Source organism: Shewanella sp. 125m-1 (assembly GCF_052977065.1).
In genome coordinates this window covers 22,074-44,373 of the sequence record NZ_JBRILT010000018.1, presented here as the reverse complement: position 1 = coordinate 44,373, position 22,300 = coordinate 22,074, and the positions used below count along the sequence as shown (strand labels likewise).

Sequence of the window (22,300 nt, the reverse complement as noted above, 5' to 3'; positions counted from 1 at the left end):
GCATTTTGTAACGCTTTTTATTGATGATTAAGCGCTTTTAACTTGTGATTAAATACCGACTGACTCACAATCGTACGAATATGCATTCTTAACAACGTAATACTTCTATGAATAAAACCAATCAAGTACAAAAAAAAAGCGGTGTTAATTATTTTCTCGATGGCTTTCGTCTAATCAAGCAGCCTGGCCTTAGAAGATTTGTCTTTATTCCACTTTCAATCAATTTATTGTTATTTGGTAGTCTAGTCTATTTTGCCATTGGTCAATTAGAGAGTGTGTTTGCCTGGCTTTCAGGTCAACTTCCCGACTATTTAAGCTGGCTAAACTTTATCTTGTGGCCATTAGCCGTACTAACTTTATTAGTCGTACTGTCGTTTATTTTTAGCTCGGTTATGAACTGGCTTGCCGCCCCTTTTAATGGTTTATTAGCCGAAAAGGTAGAGCAGCAACTTACGGGTAAGCCTCTTAACACCGGTGGCGGTATCGATCTGATTAAAGATCTGCCGCGGATCATGGGCCGAGAGTGGATAAAGCTTAAATATTATCTCCCTAGAGCCATCGTATTCTTACTGCTATTTTGGATCCCTTTTGTAGGGCAAACCGTTGCGCCTATTTTGTGGTTCCTGTTTAGTGCCTGGATGATGGCAATTCAGTATTGTGATTATCCATTTGATAACCATAAAGTGCCGTTTCAGGACATGAAGTTTGCGCTCAATCAGACCAAGGGCAGCAGCTTTAGTTTTGGCGCCGCAGTCACCCTGTTCTCGATGATCCCCATTTTAAACTTTGTGGTCATGCCCGTTGCAATTTGTGGCGCGACGGCCATGTGGGTCGATAAGTATCGCACCGCCTATAAAAACGATGCTATTGCCCCTGAATAACCTAAAAACCATACTTTGAGAAAAAGCAGCCATCGGGCTGCTTTTTCATGGTTGCAATCAAGCTTAAAAGCTAGCTTTGCGCGATACAAACTAGGTTACGTCCAGCACTTTTAGCTTCATACAAACTCGTATCAGCGCGGTTTAGCAACTCATCTACGGTTTCGTTGGCGGTAAACTCTGTTACACCGGTACTGACCGTAATATTTAACGTCCCTTTTGAGGTTTCTATCGGTGTGACCTCAAGTTGCATACGGAATCTGTCGAGCAAGGCATACGCTTTCTCTACATTAAGGCCTTTAAATCCCACCACAAACTCTTCACCACCAATTCGTGCAACCGTAAAATGCTGTGAAAATGACTGCTTCAATCGTGCAGAAAACTCGATTAACACCTCATCACCAACATCATGACCATAGGTATCGTTCACCTTTTTAAAAAAGTCGATATCCAGTAATGCCAACGCTAAAGAACCTTGTTTTTGAGCAATCAAAGTTAACTTTTCTTGATAAAAATTAAAGAAATAGCGACGATTAAACACGTTGGTAAGGTAATCGAGATTCGCCTGTTCCCACAGTTTTGTGACCATGTCTAACGAGTCCAGTGTTGTTAACACCCGGCAATGAAACTCTTCATGCACAAACGGCTTTTGCAGGAAGTCATTCGCACCATTTTTAATAAAGCGTGCTGATAAGCTTTCATCACTGTCGCTAGATAGGCCGATAATGGCGAGTTCTTCGCGGCTCAGTCGCTCCCGCACCTTAATAATCAACCCAAAACCATCCAGCCTTGGCATATTATAATCAGTGATGAGTAAAGTAATGTCGGGGTTATCATTAAGGGTTTCTAGTGCTGCAATTCCGTCGTCAGCTTCAATAACCTGAAATAGATGCTGCTCCAACAGGCTACGAATAAACTTACGGCTAACAACCGAGTCATCGGCAACCAGCACTTTGACACTTTGATTACGGCTTAAACGTTTCACCAGCTTAGCGGTATATTCATAGCTAAAGCGGTTTTCCTTAAATACATAATCCACAATGCCGAGCTGCAATAGTCGAGCGCGCTGCTCGGCGTCCCAGCTACCGGTTAATACAATGCAAGGGATCTGTTTTGCCAACACAAACTTCACTATCTCACCTTCTTGTGCATCAGGAAGGTTTAAGTCTGTGATCGCCACAAAGTACTCATTTTGTGCCAACAGCTCTTTAGCGCTGGCCATATCCGGGGCGACATCGACCTCACAACATAACTCTTGAGTCAGTAAGTGCCGCATTACCCGAGAAACTACTTGGCTATCTTCAACCACTAATATCCGCAAACTTGCTCTCCTTCTTCCCATACTCCTTGTTATGTGCAGTTAACGAGCTTCTTAACCGACTCTACATTAATCAATATTTTTGACTGATGTGTTAACTGTACATAATAAAATGGGAGATTTACGCTGTCGCATAATGCATCTACGCGCTTCTTATGGCGGCAAGCTTAACGAATGTTGGTAAAAAACGGTATCCTTATGTCAAATGTTTGCACCATTTTCGATATCAGAGTTAACAAACTTGTTATCAATAGATGCATGTTCCAGTGCCACTTCATGCTTTGTTTTACGCACATCGATAACCACAGTTGCCGAGATTTTATCTTGAATCGCTTGTCTATTAGCATCCCAGTAAATTTGGAAAAAACCCAATAAACCAGTGGTAAAGCCAGCTGCGTAGCCACCATAACGACCAAATGCATCCCAGAGTGAAATTTTAGTGCCATCGAGCTGAATAACACGAATACCAAATAGTTTTTTACCTAAAGTTTGACCATCAAACCAGGCAGTGAACACTGTAAAATAAAAAGCTGCCCAACCAAAGCCTAGACCCAGATCGTTTAACAGGCCTTTTATCCATGCCAGTGGACTGGTTGTCGAGTCCTCATCTTCAATGACTGTTGACTCAGGAAAACCAGCTCCAATCTCAAGATCTAAGTCTTTGGCTGCTTTAATAATGGTATCTTTATTTATGGCGGGATTGGTACTCATCGCAGTATTTGAATTGATGTTTAAATCATTAACGCCTACATCATCAACACCTAAGCCATTAGCATCTGAGTGATTAACGTCTAGCTTATTGACGGCAGCGTCATGTAAGTCTGAGTCATTAAGATCTGAATCATTAACGTGCGGCGCAACTTGTTCAAGCCCCTGCTGTCGATAAAGCGGTTGCTTCTCAATACTCGAAAGCGGTAACCCTGCGACTAAGTCATTGATGATTTCTGTCTGCTTTGCGGCTGGTAAACTTGATTGAGATAATGCCTGCTCCACTTCGGCCAGCTTCGATTGTGCACAGGCTAAATCCTCACATTGACTCGCCACAAAAACGGCCGGGATGTAGCCTATCATTTCAGTCAAAGTTGCTAAGTCTGCGTCACTATTTTCTGGCTGCAGTTGGTGACGATTGCTGGTTAGGTCACTGCCTTGTTCAGATAAGTCAGCCGTGACATCGCCATAGTAGCCCACTAGTGCCGAGACCAACGCAAGCAACATCAGTAGGTATAAGCCCCACTTAAACACTCTGCCCACGGTTTTACTCTGTTTTTGGATAATTAACGTACCCAGTACCAGTACAACAAAAATCCAGCCTGCGCTTTCGGCTAATACAGCTACCAACAGTCCATCGACCATCATAGCTAAGCCTCGCTTAACCGGACTTGCTAATGGCAAGTAAAGAATATTGGGCGCCACATCAAAGGCAAATGGTGTTACCCAGGTCTTAGGATCATCCTGCTTAGTTATTTTCTGTTGGTTCATCAAAACCCTCATCACCTTTTACAATAGGCATATAAACCGTTAATTTTATTGAATGTAATCGACTTGACTTACACAACATTAACATAATATTTTTTGTTTAAACCTGACGTTTATGTATAACAGCAAACGCTTTAATAACTAAAAAGCATAATGAAGAACAAACTATCACTTCTATTGCTGTGAAAGCCTATTATGATTTAGCTGTGCATATAAAGGAGCAAGCAATCCATGAGCAAAATTTTTGAAGATAATTCACAAACAATTGGTAACACCCCTCTTGTCCGTCTAAATCGTGTGAGCAATGGTAGAGTGCTTGCTAAAGTAGAAGCGCGTAACCCAAGTTTCAGTGTTAAGTGCCGTATCGGTGCCAATATGATTTGGGATGCAGAGAAAAAAGGTCAGCTGACTCAAGAGCAAGAGCTTATTGAGCCAACGTCAGGCAATACTGGTATCGCTCTAGCATATGTTGCTGCCGCTCGCGGATACAAATTGACTTTAACTATGCCAAACACCATGAGTTTAGAGCGTAGAAAATTACTTAAAGCACTTGGCGCTAACCTTGTTTTGACTGAAGGCGCTAAGGGCATGAAGGGCGCTATTGATAAAGCGGAAGAGATCCGTCAATCAGATCCTGAAAAGTATGTCCTATTACAGCAGTTTAATAACCCTGCTAACCCAGAAATTCACGAAAAAACGACTGGACCAGAAATTTGGAATGACACCGACGGTGAAGTCGATGTTGTTGTTGCGGGTGTCGGTACGGGCGGTACAATTACCGGCGTGAGCCGCTATATTAAAAACACTCAAGGTAAGGCGATTACATCGGTTGCTGTTGAGCCTGTTGACTCACCCGTTATCGCACAAACTTTAGCTGGCCAAACGGTACAACCTGGACCTCACAAGATCCAAGGTATTGGCGCTGGCTTCATCCCTGGAAACTTAGATCTAACCCTTATTGATCGCGTTGAAGCGGTAACCAATGAAGAGTCTATTGAAATGGCTCAACGTTTGATGAAAGAGGAAGGGATCTTAGTGGGTATTTCTTCGGGCGCAGCTGTAGTAGCCGCTAACCGTATCGCTGCATTACCTGAATTTGAAGGCAAGAATATCATAGTTATTCTACCTTCAGCAGCAGAGCGTTACTTATCATCAGCCCTGTTCCAAGGCCAGTTTAGCGACGCTGAAAACGTACAGTAAACTGTAGCCAATTGCCAAGAAACCCAAGCATTAGCTTGGGTTTTTTATTGCTTTGACTGTAATCGCTTTAACTATGTGGTTCACACTCGAGCGAATAATTTCCAACATCTCTTTTTCGTCGATACTGCCGCGAATAAGATATTGATATTCTAGCAACTTAATAATCGCTAATATTTGATATGCATCCGCATGAGCGGTACAAGAACCCATAGTGCTAAAAAATGTCTTAATGCTGGTCTGAAACGTCTCATCTAATAAGCTGATGGCCAAAGCAAGCTGAGGATTACGCAATGCTTCTTCATGGAATGCAAGCTCAAGTATTCTATCGTCTCGATGTGATAACTGCTCTTTTATATGCTCGCCAATGAATTGGCTTAAATGATCAATAATAAATGCTTTGACCTGTTGCTCATCAGCCCTTTGCTGCTCCAATATGACACTTTCTACCAACGCGTAACTATTTTGTTCTAATGCCTTATTCATCCACAAGGTTTTTTCAGCAAAATAGGTTAACGAATCACTGATCAGATCTTTAATGTCATCGAAATAATAGGTGGTTGAAGAGAGCGGTACATTAGCCTCACTGGCCACTGCGCGATGACGAACACCACGGATCCCCTCTTTGACGATTAACCGTAAGGTGGCTTCTAAAATTTCTATACGCCGAGCTTGGCCATCACTGCGGCTTGATTGTCGACCGACATAGGTCAGAGGTACGAGCATATCAACTTCCTTCAGACTAAAAATACGCAGGGTTCACCATTAATCTCGCTTCATACCTTGTGAGGCACACAGGTAAGCGTCTGAAGTCAGATCAACTTCAAACAATAAACAAACTGTAACATGTAAAATTTGGCTCCACTAATACTCTAGAAGCTTAACTTGGTTTAACTTATGTCTTTTTATCGCTCCCCCCTTTCTATTAGTGCTTTTGATGCAAAGTTTGAAGCACAAAAAATTGCTTTTGCACCAATTAGCTTTCAAGTAGCACGCTGTCTTCTAAAATTTAACCTTTTACAATTCATCTCCGAAAGCGGCGATAAAGGCTGCTGCGTAAATAGCTTGGCACAGCAATCTGAGTTATCAGCGTATGCTGTGGGAGTATTGGTCGATATGGGACTCAGTATGGGTCTGCTCTATTTAAATGAAGACGCTTATGTATTAGATAAAATTGGCCATTTTTTGCTGCATGATGATATGGCAAAAACCAACTTAAACTTTACCCATGATGTGTGCTATCAAGGTTTATTTGAACTAGAAGCGTCGTTAAAAGAAGGTAAGCCTAAAGGATTAAGCTCCCTTGGCGACTGGCCAACGATTTACCCAGGTTTGAGTCAACTTCCCGATGAGATAAAAAAAAGCTGGTTTGAGTTTGATCACTACTACTCAGATCATGCGTTTGAATCGCTGCTTCCTTTAATTTTTCAAGCTAAACCCAAACATATTGTCGATGTGGGCGGTAATACTGGAAAATGGGCATTGGCCTGCACAGGCTATGACAGCCAGGTCCAGATCACCATTATGGATCTGCCCGGTCAATTACAGGTCGCAATGGAAAACGCAGTGAATGCCGGAGTATCTGACCGAGTTAATGCCTATGTCACCGATCTGCTCGATGAAAATAAACCCTTTTGTGAAAAGGGTGATCTTTATTGGATGAGCCAATTCTTAGATTGTTTCTCCGAAGCTGAAATCCTGAGTATTTTAAAACGTGCTGCATCGGTCATGCAGCCAGGCAGTGAACTTTGTATCTTAGAAACCTTCTGGGATCGTCAGCCCTTTGAGGCCGGTGCTTATTGCGTCAACGCAACCTCTTTATACTTTACCGCCATCGCCAACGGCAACAGCCGCATGTATCACAGTAAAACCTTACTTAAGCTAATCAGCCAAGCAGGGCTATTTGTTGATGAAGATATTGACAACATTGGTCTAGGCCACACCTTACTCCGTTGTAAGCTCAAGCCTTAATCACCTAATAAAACCATCAGTCAAAATCAAGAACCAAGAATCGGGCCAACTTAATCAATAAAATTGAAGTTAAGATTAATTTAGTTTCAATTTTAATTACCAAGTAACGGTTCTAAAATAAGCTTATAAGATTGATTCCAGGATAATACTATGGCCACATCACACACAAAATTAAGACACCGAGTATCACGTTTACCTAGCCCTATGGCAGGCCTTGCACTGGCTATTGGTAGCTTAGGTTGGGCATGGGAAAGTATGATGCCGAGTTTTGGTGGTCAGGCTCAATTAGCTGGCGCTTCAATCGCGAGTGTTATGTTATTGATGTTAGTCGCCAAATTCGTGCTTCACCCCAAAGTGCTGATGCAAGAATTAACTCATCCTGTCGTGGGTAGTGTCATCCCTACTTTTGCGATGGGACTCATGGTGGTTTCAGCTGCCATCGGGCACTTTAATCACAGTATTGCTGTAGTAATATGGTTATTAGCGATTGGCATTCATATGGTATTTTTAACCTTATTCGTCTATTACCGTGCCATCGATTTTAAACTCGACCATATGGTACCAAGTTGGTTTGTGCCACCTATCGGTATTATTGTTGCCGCAGTCTCTTTTCCTCATGGTGCTGAAATGCAGTATCAATGGTTAGCAGATGCAATTCTTACCTTTGGCATGCTGAGCTATCTAGTGATGCTGCCTATCATGCTCTATCGTTTGATCTTCTGTGAACCCATTGCTGAAGCCGCTAAACCTACCATCGCAATTTTAGCTGCACCCGCTAGCCTTTCTTTGGCTGGTTACTTAACAATTTCAGCTCAACCTTCATTGATTATAGTGGGTGTATTACTCACGCTTGCATTGCTAATGACCAGCGTAATTTATTTGGCTTTCTTTCACTTACTCCGATTGCCTTTCTCACCAGGTTACGCCGCATTCACCTTTCCTATGGTTATTGGTGCTACAGCTTTATTTAAAACCGTTAACTGGGTCGTTGCAACATACGGTAGCAGTGCGCTCTCTTTTGACTTACTCATCGCTGCAAAATTTGAGCTTATCGTTGCAACGCTCGTTGTTACCTATGTTGCGATAAAATACTTAATCCATTATAAGACAAGCATTCTTGGTCGAGTTACAGCTTAAAAAATGATGTTAATTACGCCACTTAGGTGTTCCTCATTTAGCCTTTAAAACCGGTAAACTAAATGTAACATTTACCATCAACACCTACTCCCCGAAACCCTAAGTGTGACCACCCTCACACTTAGGGTTTTTTATATAGGACGCTACACTAACGCGTATACAGCTTAACACTCAGCAAAAACACACCAACATCAGTAACAGTAAGCGCCACAAGTAAAAACAAAATGATCACACCAAGTAAACCTTCACAACAAAATAGACAACAGCAACACCAACTTAGTTACACGAAAAACACCGAAGCCACAACACAGTTACGAGCATGTTACTCACTCGTAAATTAACGTAAAGACTTGCGCACACAACACCTGTAAATAGCATGTTGCCCCAGTTATTTAGTTGTGCTTACATCCACTCTCGGGACCTCTTTTTAAATACATTTGCAACATCTTAAGAAGCAGAACCTAAACAAAACATATAACTATTATAAGTTCCAAGGGAGTAAACAATATGAAGCGTAACTCAAGATTGGCCAAAGCGATCCGCTTTGCGTTAGCAACAGGTGCAGCGGCTGCTGCACTAAGCTCGCCAGTAGTACTTGCAGCAACTGATGATGAAAATGTAGAACGCATCCAGGTGACGGGTTCTCGTATTCAGCGTAGCGATATGGAAACAGCAACACCTGTTACAGTGTTAAGTGCTGATGAAATGGCTAATCAGGGCTTCACTAGCATTCAAGATGCCTTAGAAAGCTTAACCTCATCTACAGGTGCTATGACGACGCAATCAGTTCATGGCTTCACACCTGCCGCTTCTTCTATTAGCCTTCGCGGCGCAGGTGCAAACCGTACATTGACACTGATCAATGGCAAAAGATTAAACCAATATCCAAAGCCCGCTGGCGGTACTGATAATTTCGTTGATACAGCAAACCTGCCGATGGAAGCAGTTCAACGCATTGAGATCTTGCAGTCAGGCGGTTCAGCTATTTATGGTGCCGATGCCGTTGGTGGTGTCATCAATATCATCTTGAAAAAAGATTTCGAAGGTGTTGCGGTTAAATATCGTCACGGCGATACAACAAATGGTGGCGGAGGCAACGATCGCGTTGCACTATCGATAGGTGCTTCTTCTGACAAAGGTAACGTTTCAAGCTTTATCGAATTTACAGACAATGAGTCACTAAAAGCAACAGATAGAGAAAACTTCGGTTTACATACTGACAAAGTCCCTCACAGTGACTTTTCAAGCTACAGTTCATACGGTGCCAGAATCGCAGGTGTAGCTGTAGATGGTGTGACACCAACGGGTCAACGCGTACTGACCCCTGCCGAATGTGAAGCTGGTGGTTTCCTATGGACTGGTAGCACTTGTGGATTCGACCGTTCTCAATGGCGTGACTTACAACCAGAAAGCACACGCTTTATCAGCTCAACCATCTTTAACTATGAACTTGCTGAAGATGTGACTTTTGTGGGTCGTTTAGATTTTGCAGAAGCTAAATCTGTTACTAATATCGAACCTTCTGCAATCGATGACTACGATATTGCTGTTGATGGCGATCAATTAACGGTTAGCTATGGCCAAGTTGGCGCAGATAACTACCTCAGCAAGGTCTTTGATGATAAGTCAACCGCACTAAACGGTGACTTTGCCAATGCTGAAGATGGTGATTACTACTATGCTCGTCGCTTACATGAATTAGGTAACCGCACAACTGAAACCAAGACCCGCAACTATTTCTTCACCGCTGGTCTTGAAGGCATGATTGCTGATGAATATAGCTGGGATGCATCAGTTAACTATGGCCGCACCAGTGTTGATGTATTTGGCAACGGTAACGCGACTGTAGCTGGTATGTTTAACTACATAACTGCCGGTGAGAATGGTAACTCTCTACTAGAAAACATGTCTGCAGAAGATGCAGAAAGAGCATCTTACAGCTCTTTTGAGCGCGCTCAATCAACACAGAAGAACATTCAAGCAAATATCACAGGCGCACTATTTGATATGGACGCTGGCGAGGTGATGTTCGCATACGGTGCTGAATACACGATACAAGACTACTCAACAGACTCAGACTCTGAATCTAAAAACGGTAACATCTTAGGTAAAGGCGGTTCGTCAGGTGCTGGTGAGCGTAAAAACTGGGCAACCTATGCAGAATTGAGTATTCCAGTGCTGGATGACTTAACCATTGATGCGGCGCTTCGTTATGACCACTATGACAATTTTGGTGGTAACCTTTCACCACAAATCGCAGTTGAGTATCGTCCATTAAGAGAGCTACTTGTTCGTGGTTCTTGGAGCTCAGTTTTCCGCGCTCCAGATATGCACCGCGTATATGGCGATCCTACAAACGGCTTTAACACCGTTATTGACTTTAAGCAGTGCCAAGCGATGGGCGGAACACCAGGTACAAGTTACCCAGATGAAAACCTCAATGCTATCTGTAATGAACTTCACATCGATACCACAACTGGTGCTAACCAAGACTTAGAAGCTGAAACAGGTTACACAGCAAACATTGGCGCGGTATGGGGCGGAGATTCATTTAACGCATCGTTCGATCTTTGGGAGTGGAAGCTTGACGACATGGTAAGTGACATCAGTGCTTCACAAGCTGCTCGTGAATATGAGCTGTATGAAGACATGATCACCCGTGACGATAATGGCACCATTACTCATATCAATGCAACAGCCCAAAACTTGGCGTACCAAGAAGTACGTGGTTTTGATTTAACTGCTGGCTATAACTGGGATCTAAATAATTTTGGTGAACTAAAGCTTAACTTTAGCGGTACCTATATCTTGAATTCAGAGTATCAGCTAACTCAGAGCGACCCTATTGAAGATGATATCGAAAACGGTGGTTTGCCACAGTACCGTGCCAACTTAGTACTTGGTTATTTCATTGAAGACTTTGAGGCGACACTTGGCGCTTACCACACTGCGCGCATGCACGGTTCACAATATAAGTCTTTCAAAGAAGCTGCAGAAGCCGCAGGCGATGTATTTATTGAAGAGGACCATGAAGTTGCCTCGCAAACTAAGTGGAACCTAACGACAGGTTACACCATCTCTGATTCAATAAAAGTTAAAGCGGGTGTTGTTAACTTGTTTGATGCAGGCCCTAACTTTGACCCAACTGCAACATCATGGCCGCACTACCCACGCAGCATATACAATGCACGTGGTCGTGAGTGGTTTGTTGAAGGTGAAGTGAAGTTCTAAGCAAGCACTTACTTAAGAGCTAACTATCGCTTTACTCACACTAAAAACGGCATCCTAAGATGCCGTTTTTTATCAGTTCATTTTACGTTTCAATCTATTCTCGCTTAACTAAATCCCATATAGTGCGCAGCGATAACAATCACGCTCGATACAGTAAATAACGCCAACATAAAGCGCCAAATAAACTTAAGCCACTGCCCCCAATCCACTCGACATACACCCAGAGTTGCCATCAAGGTTGCAGACGTTGGCACTAGAACGTTAGTAAAGCCATCACCTAGCTGAAAAGCCAATACGGCAACTTGACGTGTGACACCTACAAGGTCAGCCAGCGGTGCCATGAGCGGCATGGTGAGTGCAGCCTGACCTGAACCAGAGGTCACAAAGAAATTAAACACCGATTGAAACACAAACATAAACCAAGCTGACATCACACTTGGCAGCTGACCGATAAACTCACCTGCGGCGCTTAAAATGGTATTCAATACACTTGGTGTTTTAGCATCACCACCACCTAGTAACAACAAAATACCAGATGCACAACCCACTAACACAGCAGGTTCAAGCATGGTGGCAGCGCCCTGCTTAAAGCTCACTGCAACGGTGTTAATATTCATGTTATTTAGCTTAAACAGCACACCGATTAAACCGACGATAATACCCATGGTAAAAAACTGACTGGCTATTTCGGGGATAAACCAAGCCTTTGCTATCACCCCCCAGATGATCCACGCAACGGTCACAACGATAGTCGATAACACTAAGATATCACCAAGATTAAAGCGGCTCTCTAAATTGGCCTGCTTTTGGTTTTCTCTAAAATAACTATCACTTTGATAACTGAAAGAGTGCTCAGGTTTGGCTTTTACTTTTGCACCATAACGCATGGTGAAGATTACGCCCATCAAGGTAAAACCTGTCCACATAATAAAGCGCATGCCCGAGCCCGATAATACAGGTACGCCAGCAATGCCTTGTGCAATAGCAACGCTAAACGGGTTCATCCAAGATGCGGCAAAGCCAATTTGAGTTGCCACATAGGTGACCATTACAGTGGTGATGCCGTCATAGCCTAAACGGATCATTAACGGGCAGATAATAATGGCAAAGGCTATCGCCTCCTCCCCCATACCAAATACCGCACCGCCAAGTGAAAACAGGATAAATATAACCGGAATAAACAAGCCTTCTTTGCCACGTGTGGCATCTATTAGCTTCAAAATCCCGTTATCTATGGTACCTGTTGCCATCACAATGCCAAAAGCGCCGCCAATCACGAGCATAAACATGATCACGCCAATGGCGCTGCCCCACTTAGACCCTGAAACGAGACCTTCGAAGGCAAAATTAAAAAAGCCAACGCCTCCATGGCCTTCAAATAACGCAACAGGCTGTAGAATAGGCTCGCCCAGTTCATCAACTTCATACGTAAAAGAATTGGGATCAATAACGCTTCGACTCTTCTCTACCCCATCAACAACATAGCTGACATCTTGAGTCTGAAACGAGCCAATTGGAACAAAGTAGGTCAAAATCGCAGCCGCGATTGCAACAAAAAAGATAATGACTAAGGTATCAGGCATTTGCCATGATTTACGCAGTTGAGAGGCTTGCTCAGATGATTGAGCAACACCATGACTAACCGTTTGATTAGTTGTGTCATTTGAAGTACTAACAGGGTCCATTATGCCACCATTTTATTATTATATGGCGGCAAATATAAACCAATGGCCAACCCTTTTCCAGCAATGGGTTAACCTTAGACAGCTTACTGCTTACCCTAGTCTTACAATATGCTTACAACAGGCTTGCAATACAGCTTAATAATCATTCTGCAGTGAACGTTTTGCTCGTGATAACTGTATGACATGACTAATCACTAACATCAATAGCGAGAATAGCAGCGCGGGGACAATAGGATGAATATTGAATGTCAGTGGTGCTTGCCACTGCAGCGCGAGATAACTTGCCATACCACTGCACATCGCCACTAAAGCGCTTTGCCCATTCACACTAGGCCAAAATAACCCGGCTATAATCGGCCATAAAAATACCGCTTGCAGTGCACCAAAAGCCGCAAGATTAATCCAAACAATCATATCCGGCGGTTTTATTGCCCAAAAGCAGGCTAAGGCAGTGATCAGTACCATCACTACTTGAGTCAAACGAACTTGAGCTGTTGAACTCATCTTCGGTCGGGTTTTCACCACGCCGTCACGCACAATGCTTACCGCTGATTGGAGCAACATTGAATCAACCGATGACATGACCGCAGCAATCGGCGCCGCTAATAAAATACCCGCCCAAAATGGGCTCATTAACTCTGCAATTAAGGTGGGCATAATTTCATCGGGAACTGAAAGGTTTGGAAATAATGCACGCCCTAAAAATCCACAAAGATGCGGCAGTAATGTCATCAAGAAACAGATTAACGTTCCCCAAATCATACCGCGCTTTAATGATTGGTTATCTTTAACTGCGAGTAACCTGACAATCGTGTGTGGCAAGCCCATTGTACCAAAACAGATCAATACCCAAAATGAGAGCATCATTGGCCAACCAAGATAGTCACCCATGCCGTGAGGGCTAAGTAACTGAGGTGCTTTTGCCGTTTCCTCGCTAAGCTGCGCACTGAGCTCTGGCTGCGTAAGGATCACCAGTAGTAATATCATCAGTCCCACTAACATCACCATACCCTGCAGTGCATCGGTAAGCACCACAGCTCTAAAGCCACCAGTAATTGTGTAAGCCATTACCGTGATGACAAATACCGCTAGGCCTAACTCGTAGCTAATGCCTGTCACACCAGAAAGTAACCGCGCACCACCTATAAATTGCACCGAAATCATGGCAATAAAGCCGACGACTAAGCTCAACATGGCAATAATGCTTAATCCTGTGCTTTTATAGCGAATATCTAGCCATTCAATAATGGTGCTGTATTGCTTTTTTTGCGCAAGAAATTTAGGCCCTAAAACCCCCAGAGTAAGAATAACCACAGGTACTTGAATAAGTGCTAACCAAACCCAGCCCAAACCAAACTTATACGCCGCCCCTGGCCCCCCAATAAAAGAGCCTGCGCTGGTATAAGTTGCAACTAAGGTGAGTGCCAGTAACGGCCCCCCCAAAAACGGACCGCCTATGAAGAAGCGCTTGGCTTTATCTTCATGCAGTGCCTGAGATTGTTTAGATTGACGTGCGCTCCATACACGGGTGACAACCAGGCTCAAAGCGAGATAAATAAGCACGGGAAGCAAACTAGTCATCTTGTTTGTCAGCCATATTGGTCAGGAAAAAGCTAAGACTTACTATCAATAAAATTGGTGCTGCAATACAGGAAAACCAAAACCATAGGGGTAAACCGAACCAACTTCCCAGTTCTCTCAGCCATAAAGGGCCAAAGCACCAGAGAAAAAAGTAACTAAAGGTCAGCACGAGTGAGGTTTTTGTAAGCAAGCGCATATAATTGCAGGCAGTCACGCAATGGAAGAGTTAGGCGCGGGATTTTAATCAATATTAATGAGTGATACCAGCAGCCGCTGACAAACAGCGTTAGAAACATGATGGGAAAACAAACTAACCATTAAATTATTGCGTAATGTCACAATTAATCGCTGCGACTTCAGTATTAAGCATGCCATAAACTATTTGATGGGTAAAAAAAAAGCAGCTCATAAAAATGAACTGCTTGTTTTCGAATGCGGCTATTAGCCTACTCGCTTAATTGTCAGCGTTCGTCTTTGGCGCAATCTGCTGTGGATTGTCTTGAGCAGAATAACGATTAGCGCCATTCTCTATCATCCAATAGCCTAAACCTATAAACACACCACCACCAACAATGTTACCTAAGGTGACAGGGATAAGGTTATTTAGAACAAAATTCATTACGGTCAAATCAGCAAACTGCTCACGGCTGATATTCAACGCTTCAAACCAAGCAGGATCGGCCAACTGTTGAATTGCAATCCCTAACGGAACCATAAACATATTGGCAATGCTATGCTCGAAACCACTGCTTACGAACATAGCAACGGGTAACATAATGAGTACAACTTTTGTCAGTACATCTTTAGTAGCGAATGTCATCCACACCCCAAGACACACCATAATATTACACAAAATGCCCAATACAAAAGCTTGGGTCCAGGTGTGGTGTAATTTGTGCTGTGCAATGTTCAGTGCACTCAAGCCCCAACGACCACCATCAAGCTGATACATGCCAGCCAGAGTGATCAGTAACACCATGAGCATAGCGCCAACAAAGTTACCAGCATAAACTCTAGCCCAACACTTCAGCAATGCGATATGACCCACACGTTTTTGAGCCCACGCCACGCTACTTAGCACGGTACTGGTAAACAGTTCTCCCCCGCAAACCACAACAAGGATTAAACCTAAACTGAAAGCGAGTCCGCCAACGAAACGCGTTAGCCCCCAAGAACCGTCGCTACCTGTAGTAACAGTAATGTAAAAAACAAACGCTAAAGCAATAAATGCACCTGCAAATATCGCTAGGCCAAAAGATTGCCATTTAGATTTGGTTACTTTATCTGCACCGTAGAGGGCTGCTTGTTGAGTAAGACTCACCTTAGCCGCAGGGTTAGCATTAGACGTTTGAAGTGAACCTTCTACCTGAACACTTTGACTTTGCTGATTATTAACTGTCATTGTGCCCACCTAAAGCCACTAACTTTGTTAAAACTGCATACAAATCGCATAAACTTTCTCCACAACACCCGTAATCATCAATCACGTACTATAAAATAAGCCTAGAAATAACTTGTGTAAAATCAATGACAATCAGTTAATAGATAAACCCGAAAGGTAAATTGGTCTGACCAATTGCATTTTAAGTTTGGTAAGATAACATAGCTGCAAACTAAAGGCATTAAAAACGCCTTACTAATATAGGGAAATATAATCATAGTTTAATCTAGATCTAACTCTGTCTATTTTATTGTACTGGCTCTCAAAGTTAACAAACTAAAAAGCAGTGTTCAGCGCTCAGTGAACAGTACTAACCTCTATCTACCACGCAGCCAAACCGTTCCAGTTACACAACAATCTAATGACTTTATCTTGCTCACTTATCTGCATAGGGTAACGTAAAATAACGAGGCCGTAAGCACAACGCTTGATCTCCATTTTTTGTAATAGCTTAGCTCCTATATTTTGGTTCCATAGCCAAAATAGAATGCAACAGCCAGAGTTAGATTTAGATTGATTTACACTAACCCAATAAACCACTCGTGCTAGCAGAGCTAATTTTTAGCCGATACAGAAGACTGATAATGTAGCAACAATAGCAAGATATTAATCTACTCAGCCCTTACCATAGAGGTCAAAAACACCAGGCGACCTCACTTTGACACCGCAAAGCGAAACCATTAACGCCTTCAAAAACCTTGTGGTTAAGCCTTAGAAACAAATGTTTATTATATGCAATCCATGCAATCTTTCGTGCGCGCACCACTATTAAGCTTAGAAATACACTCAACGCTTTGCCGCTTCAGATAATGACTATCACATTGTTAACAGCCTTAACTTGGCGTTTATTTCATCTATAATTCATACCGCCGTCACATAATAAGGCATCTATATGGCCTTTAATCTAATGAGATTTATCGCCGTTCGATTTTTTAATGGCTAGTGTTAGGTGACTTTACACTAGACGAAAAATCACTTGCGAAAATCAGACCAGTTTTAAACTCAAGCAAATAAGATCGGGCGTTAAAACCTCGTTCGCGCAAAAAGTGCTACCTTGGTAACAGTTTTTGCATTTCTCAAGCAATTGGAAGCTGATTTAAGTGCAGCGCATCCTAGGTTATGCTAATATATTCATGGTTAATTGGTCTTACCAATTCCACATCTTCAGTCAGAATATATACTGGGGAACGAAAGATGGTTAACCAATACAGATTACAATGAAGTGAATTCACTTCGAAAACGCGCCAAGTTAAATTAGGCTTCCAGCCTTTTGGGGCGTTTAAGACTTAGCTATTGGTGTATCGCACGCCTCGTTTTTGAGCCTTATCGATACCCAATAACCTTTATCTAAAACAGAAGGTAATAGTACGATGACCGATAAAACTGAACAGTTTGCAACCGCGTGGGAAGGTTTCACCGCTGGCGATTGGAAAACTGAAGTCAATGTGCGTGACTTTATTCAAGCTAACTACACTCCTTATGAAGGCGATGAGTCTTTCCTAGCTGGTGCTACTGAAGCAACAACCGAACTTTGGGACAAAGTTATGGTTGGCATTAAGGAAGAGAACCGCACTCACGCACCTGTTGATTTTGATACTTCACGTGTATCAACAATCACTTCTCACGAAGCCGGTTACATTACTAAAGATCTAGAAACTATCGTTGGTCTGCAAACTGAAGCGCCACTAAAGCGTGCTATGTTGCCTAACGGTGGTATTCGTATGGTTGAAAGTTCTTGTGCTGCATACGGCCGCGAACTAGATGCTGACGTTAAGTACGTATACTCAGAACTACGTAAGACACACAACCAAGGTGTGTTTGACATCTACACTCCAGAAATCATGCGTTGTCGTAAGTCTGGCGTATTGACTGGTTTACCAGATGCATATGGCCGTGGCCGTATCATTGGTGATTACCGTCGTATCGCACTATACGGTATTGATTTCCTAATGGCAGACAAGTTTGCTCAATTCGGATCTCTACAGTCTGATTTCGAAACTGGCGTAGACTTGTCTTACACTATGCAACTTCGTGAAGAAATTGCAGAACAGCACAAAGCACTAGGTCAAATGAAGAAGATGGCAGCAAGCTACGGCTTCGACATCTCTCTACCTGCGACTAACGCTAAAGAAGCTATCCAGTGGACTTACTTCGGCTACCTAGCTGCAGTTAAGAGCCAGAACGGCGCGGCTATGTCTTTAGGTCGTACTTCTAGCTTCCTAGATGTGTTCATCGAACGCGATCTTAAGAATGGCACATTGACTGAGCAAGAAGCTCAAGAAATGGTTGACCATTTCGTAATGAAGCTACGTATGGTTCGTTTCCTACGTACTCCAGAATACGATGAGTTATTCTCTGGCGACCCAATCTGGGCAACAGAGTCTATCGCGGGTATGGGTCTTGACGGTCGTACACTTGTTACTAAGTCAAGCTTCCGTTTCTTGCACACTCTATACAACATGGGTCCTAGCCCAGAGCCAAACATCACGGTTCTATGGTCTGAGCAGTTACCACTAAACTTCAAGAAGTACGCGGCTAAAGTATCTATCGATACTAGCTCTATCCAGTACGAAAACGATGACCTAATGCGTCCAGATTTCGAATCTGACGATTACGCTATCGCTTGTTGTGTTAGCCCAATGGTTGTTGGTAAGCACATGCAGTTCTTCGGCGCGCGTGCCAACCTTGCCAAGACGATGCTTTACGCTATTAACGGTGGTGTTGACGAAAAACTTAACGCTCAAATCGGTCCTAAGTCTGCTCCAATCACAGACGAAGTACTGAACTATGATGACGTTATGGGTCGTTTAGACACTATGATGGACTGGCTTGCTACACAGTATGTGTCTGCACTTAACGCTATCCACTTCATGCACGACAAGTACTCTTATGAAGCTGCTCTAATGGCGCTTCATGACCGTGACGTACGTCGTACTATGGCGTGTGGTATCGCAGGTCTTTCTATCACTGCTGACTCACTTGCTGCGATTAAGTACGCAACAGTTAAGCCAATCCGTGATGAAAATGGCATTGCTGTTGATTTCGACATCGAAGGCGACTATCCAAAGTTCGGTAACAACGACCCACGTGTTGATGATATCGCAACTGAATTGGTTGAGCGCTTCATGGCGAAGATCCGTAACATGAAGATGTACCGTAACGCGATCCCAACACAGTCTATCTTAACTATTACCTCTAACGTGGTTTATGGTAAGAAGACAGGTAACACACCTGACGGTCGTCGTTCTGGCGCACCATTCGCTCCAGGTGCTAACCCAATGCACGGTCGTGATGAGAAAGGCGCAATTGCTTCTTTAACATCAGTTGCTAAACTACCATTTGCTCACGCACAAGACGGTATTTCTTACACATTCTCTATCGTTCCTAACGCGTTAGGTAAAGATGATGATGCACGTAAGACTAACCTTGCAGCGCTTATGGATGGTTACTTCGCACATAACGATAGCCGTGAAGGTGGTCAACACTTAAACGTTAACGTAATGAACCGCGAAATGCTTGAAGATGCCGTGGTTAACCCAGACAAGTACCCACAGCTGACAATTCGTGTTTCTGGTTATGCAGTACGCTTTAACTCACTAACACCAGAGCAACAGCAAGACGTTATTACCCGTACCTTTACTAAAGGTCTGTAAGTTAATTTAAGTGTCGATTCGGCTGATGTTGTGCAAAGCACACGTCAGCCTAACAGGAGTATCAATGGCAGTTATCGGTCGGATTCATTCTATCGAATCTTTTGGAACAGTAGATGGCCCAGGCATTCGGTTTATCACCTTTATGCAAGGCTGCTTAATGCGCTGCCTATACTGCCATAACCGCGACACTTGGGACTTACACGGTGGTAAAGAAATGAAAGTCGATGACTTAATGAGTCAAATCATTAGTTATCGACCTTTTCTTGAAGCCAGTGGCGGTGGTGTGACCGCAAGCGGCGGAGAAGCGATTTTACAAGCTGATTTTGTTGCTGAACTTTTCAAAGCCTGTAAAAAAGAAGGTATTCATACCTGTCTTGATACTAATGGCTTCGTTCGTAAACACACCCCCATTATCGATGAACTTCTCGATAATACAGATTTAGTGATGCTAGATATTAAGCAGATTGATGATGCACAGCATATCGCTCTGACCAATGTCAGCAACCAGCGCACGCTGCAGTTTGCAGAATATTTGCATAAGCGTGGGCAAACAACATGGATTCGCTATGTGGTTGTTGGTGGCTATACCGACGATATCCCATCAGCTCAAGCGTTAGCTGAATTTATTAAGCCTATGACTAACGTGGAAAAGGTCGAGTTACTCCCTTACCACGAGCTAGGCAAACATAAATGGGAAGCCATGGGAGAGAAATATGAACTTAATACTATTTCTCCGCCAAGCACCGAAACCATGGAACAGATTAAGAAAGTCTTTACCGATATGGGAATAAACGCAGTTTATTAACCGCGTTTAATCCTCAGCGCTAAACTAAAGTTCTTCCCAATAACTGGCATCTAAGCGTTCAAAAGCCGCTTTTAGTATTAACGCCATATCGAAGTAACAGGCTTTAGCGCCAAGTGGTCGACAATTAACGCCCATTTGCAATAATTTAGTCGATAGTTGGTTACCCCAGTCAAGCAGAGATAAGGGTAAAGGGTGGCGAGAACGCCAGCCTAACCAGAGTAAGCCTTGAATAGGCAAGCTGATAAAGAATAATGCGATGGTTATGGCCTGGGGCAGATAGCCCCAACCATGAAGATACAGCTGACTCGCTGCCGCCAAAATAGCCAACACAGGCATTAAAGGCAATGCAAGTTTAGTCGCTTGCATAACGCGATACTCAGGAAAGTAAAAACTGAGTTGTCGAACCATAGGCCAGGTTTTCATATAACGACGACCTTCGCCCAATGTTTTGAGAACTTGAATGCTCAACGATGGCACCTATAAATAAAATTAACAGCCTAACTTTAGCATAAACACTCGGCCTGCCCCAAGGGCTAGCGCAGAGTAAGACACAATTTTGCTCTTTTAAAGAGCATACTTTACGACTTCGGCTATAGTTGCCATATGAAGTTTTGTTATTAGGTGAGTCAAACGGCTTCACCCTTTATTGCGAAAGGTTTAAACATGTCAAACAAACTGGTATTGGTGCTTAACTGCGGTAGTTCATCTCTAAAGTTTGCAGTAATTGATGCGCTTTCTGGCGATGACCAAATTTCAGGTCTAGCTGAGTGTTTTGGTCTTGAAGATTCAAGAATCAAATGGAAAGTTAACGGCCAGAAAAGTGAAGCGAGCCTAGGTGCTTTCACTGCTCACAGAGAAGCTGTTGAATACATTGTTAAAGACATTCTAGGTGCTCACCCAGAAATCGCTGCAGAGATCCAAGCAATTGGTCACCGCGTTGTTCACGGTGGTGAGAAGTTCACTCACTCAGTCATTATTGACGATTCTGTGATTCACGGTATTGAAGATTGTGCAACTTTAGCACCACTTCACAACCCTGCTCACCTAATCGGTATTCGTGCAGCGCAAGCATCTTTCCCACAACTACCACAAGTAGCTGTGTTCGATACTGCGTTCCACCAAACTATGCCAGAAAAAGCATACATCTACGCGCTTCCATACAAGCTATACCGCGAAAATGCTATCCGTCGCTATGGCATGCACGGTACAAGCCACCTATTCATCAGCCGCGAAGCTGCTGCTGCACTAGGTAAAGATGAAGCTGACACAAACATCATTTGTGCTCACTTAGGTAACGGCGCGTCTGTTACTGCTATTAAAGGCGGTAAGAGTGTTGATACTTCTATGGGTCTAACTCCACTAGAAGGTTTGGTAATGGGTACACGTTGTGGTGACGTTGATCCTTCAGTTATCTTCCACCTAGTTAACCGTCTTGGTTACACGCTAGATGAAGTTGAATCTGTACTGAACAAGCAAAGTGGTCTACTCGGTATTTCTGAGTTAACTAACGATTGCCGCGGCATCGAAGAAGGTTTCGAAAGTGGTCATAAAGGCGCAACGCTAGCACTAGAAATCTTCTGCTACCGTCTAGCTAAGTACATCGCTTCTTACACTGTGCCACTAGAGCGTCTAGACGCTGTAGTATTCACTGGCGGTATCGGTGAAAACTCTGACCTAATCCGTGAGAAAGTACTTAACTCTCTAGCGATTTTCAACTTCAACGTTGATAAAGAGCGTAACGCTGCTGCACGTTTTGGTAATGGTGGCAAGATCACTACCGACGAAGGTACAGTTGCTATGGTTATCCCAACTAATGAAGAGTGGGTTATTGCGCAAGACGCAATCGAACTAATCAAGTAATTTAAGCAACAAAATGCAGCTAATACCTCGTATTAGCTGCTGTTAGCGCTGTATAGATTTTAGCCAT

At 43.3% G+C, this 22,300-nt stretch carries 15 protein-coding genes; 8 read left to right on the top strand and 7 right to left on the bottom strand.

All coding sequences use genetic code 11. The features are described from left to right. The first annotated feature begins 107 nt into the window (after positions 1–107). Positions 108–881, top strand: coding sequence for a sulfate transporter CysZ (gene cysZ / locus ACVBIK_RS10215; RefSeq protein WP_447161705.1), 774 nt, complete (start codon positions 108–110; stop codon positions 879–881). Between the two features lie 70 nt (positions 882–951). Here the strand turns inward: cysZ and ACVBIK_RS10210 are convergent, their stop codons facing one another. After that, entirely contained in the window at positions 952–2,199 is a 1,248-nt protein-coding gene (locus tag ACVBIK_RS10210) for a GGDEF domain-containing response regulator (protein ID WP_447161732.1), read from the bottom strand. Positions 2,200–2,397: 198 nt separating this feature from the next. Further along, a complete protein-coding gene (locus ACVBIK_RS10205) occupies positions 2,398–3,675 on the bottom strand; it encodes an RDD family protein (RefSeq protein ID WP_447169607.1) in 1,278 nt (425 codons plus the stop codon). Positions 3,676–3,903: 228 nt separating this feature from the next. On the opposite strand from ACVBIK_RS10205, the gene cysK reads away from it, so the two are divergent. Then, positions 3,904–4,872, top strand: a complete 969-nt coding sequence (cysK, locus tag ACVBIK_RS10200) for a cysteine synthase A (RefSeq protein WP_447169606.1) — start codon at positions 3,904–3,906, stop codon at positions 4,870–4,872. Positions 4,873–4,902: 30 nt separating this feature from the next. On the opposite strand, the gene ACVBIK_RS10195 is transcribed toward cysK, so the two are convergent. Beyond that, positions 4,903–5,595: a TetR/AcrR family transcriptional regulator gene (locus ACVBIK_RS10195; protein ID WP_447161708.1), complete on the bottom strand. Its 693-nt coding sequence runs from the start codon at positions 5,593–5,595 to the stop codon at positions 4,903–4,905. Positions 5,596–5,766: 171 nt separating this feature from the next. On the opposite strand from ACVBIK_RS10195, the gene ACVBIK_RS10190 reads away from it, so the two are divergent. From ACVBIK_RS10190 to ACVBIK_RS10180, 3 genes are all read left to right on the top strand, one after another. Next, on the top strand, positions 5,767–6,840 hold the full coding sequence (locus ACVBIK_RS10190; RefSeq protein ID WP_447161709.1) for a methyltransferase: 1,074 nt from the start codon (positions 5,767–5,769) through the stop codon (positions 6,838–6,840). 150 nt (positions 6,841–6,990) lie between these two features. Beyond that, positions 6,991–7,977 carry a TDT family transporter gene (locus ACVBIK_RS10185; protein WP_447169605.1) on the top strand — a complete coding sequence of 329 codons (987 nt, stop codon included), beginning with the start codon at positions 6,991–6,993 and terminating at the stop codon, positions 7,975–7,977. Between the two features lie 507 nt (positions 7,978–8,484). Further along, a complete protein-coding gene (locus ACVBIK_RS10180) occupies positions 8,485–11,208 on the top strand; it encodes a TonB-dependent receptor domain-containing protein (protein WP_447169604.1) in 2,724 nt (907 codons plus the stop codon). Positions 11,209–11,312: 104 nt separating this feature from the next. Here ACVBIK_RS10180 and yfcC read toward each other — a convergent pair whose 3' ends face one another. From yfcC to focA, 3 genes are all read right to left on the bottom strand, one after another. Further along, positions 11,313–12,893, bottom strand: a complete 1,581-nt coding sequence (gene yfcC / locus ACVBIK_RS10175) for a putative basic amino acid antiporter YfcC (RefSeq protein WP_447161712.1) — start codon at positions 12,891–12,893, stop codon at positions 11,313–11,315. A gap of 135 nt (positions 12,894–13,028) precedes the next feature. Beyond that, the gene (gene panF, locus ACVBIK_RS10170) at positions 13,029–14,474 is read right to left on the bottom strand and encodes a sodium/pantothenate symporter (protein WP_447161713.1); all 1,446 of its coding nucleotides are present in this window, start codon (positions 14,472–14,474) and stop codon (positions 13,029–13,031) included. Positions 14,475–14,928: 454 nt separating this feature from the next. After that, on the bottom strand, positions 14,929–15,876 hold the full coding sequence (gene focA / locus ACVBIK_RS10165) for a formate transporter FocA (RefSeq protein ID WP_447161714.1): 948 nt from the start codon (positions 15,874–15,876) through the stop codon (positions 14,929–14,931). Between the two features lie 1,409 nt (positions 15,877–17,285). On the opposite strand from focA, the gene pflB reads away from it, so the two are divergent. Continuing rightward, entirely contained in the window at positions 17,286–19,568 is a 2,283-nt protein-coding gene (gene pflB / locus ACVBIK_RS10160; RefSeq protein ID WP_447161715.1) for a formate C-acetyltransferase, read from the top strand. A 64-nt stretch (positions 19,569–19,632) separates the two neighbouring features. After that, entirely contained in the window at positions 19,633–20,373 is a 741-nt protein-coding gene (gene pflA / locus ACVBIK_RS10155; RefSeq protein WP_447161716.1) for a pyruvate formate lyase 1-activating protein, read from the top strand. Positions 20,374–20,397: 24 nt separating this feature from the next. On the opposite strand, the gene yfbV is transcribed toward pflA, so the two are convergent. After that, a complete protein-coding gene (yfbV, locus tag ACVBIK_RS10150; RefSeq protein ID WP_447161717.1) occupies positions 20,398–20,841 on the bottom strand; it encodes a terminus macrodomain insulation protein YfbV in 444 nt (147 codons plus the stop codon). Between the two features lie 195 nt (positions 20,842–21,036). Here yfbV and ackA point away from each other — a divergent pair, with 195 nt between their 5' ends. After that, entirely contained in the window at positions 21,037–22,233 is a 1,197-nt protein-coding gene (gene ackA / locus ACVBIK_RS10145) for an acetate kinase (RefSeq protein ID WP_447161718.1), read from the top strand. Positions 22,234–22,300 lie beyond the last annotated feature (67 nt).

Coding starts and splice junctions, on each gene's coding strand:
- cysZ (WP_447161705.1), top strand. CDS start 108: ATGAATAAAACCAATCAAGTACAAAAAAAAAGCGGTGTTAATTATTTT.
- ACVBIK_RS10205 (WP_447169607.1), bottom strand. CDS start 3,675: ATGAACCAACAGAAAATAACTAAGCAGGATGATCCTAAGACCTGGGTA.
- cysK (WP_447169606.1), top strand. CDS start 3,904: ATGAGCAAAATTTTTGAAGATAATTCACAAACAATTGGTAACACCCCT.
- ACVBIK_RS10195 (WP_447161708.1), bottom strand. CDS start 5,595: ATGCTCGTACCTCTGACCTATGTCGGTCGACAATCAAGCCGCAGTGAT.
- ACVBIK_RS10190 (WP_447161709.1), top strand. CDS start 5,767: ATGTCTTTTTATCGCTCCCCCCTTTCTATTAGTGCTTTTGATGCAAAG.
- ACVBIK_RS10185 (WP_447169605.1), top strand. CDS start 6,991: ATGGCCACATCACACACAAAATTAAGACACCGAGTATCACGTTTACCT.
- ACVBIK_RS10180 (WP_447169604.1), top strand. CDS start 8,485: ATGAAGCGTAACTCAAGATTGGCCAAAGCGATCCGCTTTGCGTTAGCA.
- yfcC (WP_447161712.1), bottom strand. CDS start 12,893: ATGGACCCTGTTAGTACTTCAAATGACACAACTAATCAAACGGTTAGT.
- panF (WP_447161713.1), bottom strand. CDS start 14,474: ATGACTAGTTTGCTTCCCGTGCTTATTTATCTCGCTTTGAGCCTGGTT.
- focA (WP_447161714.1), bottom strand. CDS start 15,876: ATGACAGTTAATAATCAGCAAAGTCAAAGTGTTCAGGTAGAAGGTTCA.
- pflB (WP_447161715.1), top strand. CDS start 17,286: ATGACCGATAAAACTGAACAGTTTGCAACCGCGTGGGAAGGTTTCACC.
- pflA (WP_447161716.1), top strand. CDS start 19,633: ATGGCAGTTATCGGTCGGATTCATTCTATCGAATCTTTTGGAACAGTA.
- ackA (WP_447161718.1), top strand. CDS start 21,037: ATGTCAAACAAACTGGTATTGGTGCTTAACTGCGGTAGTTCATCTCTA.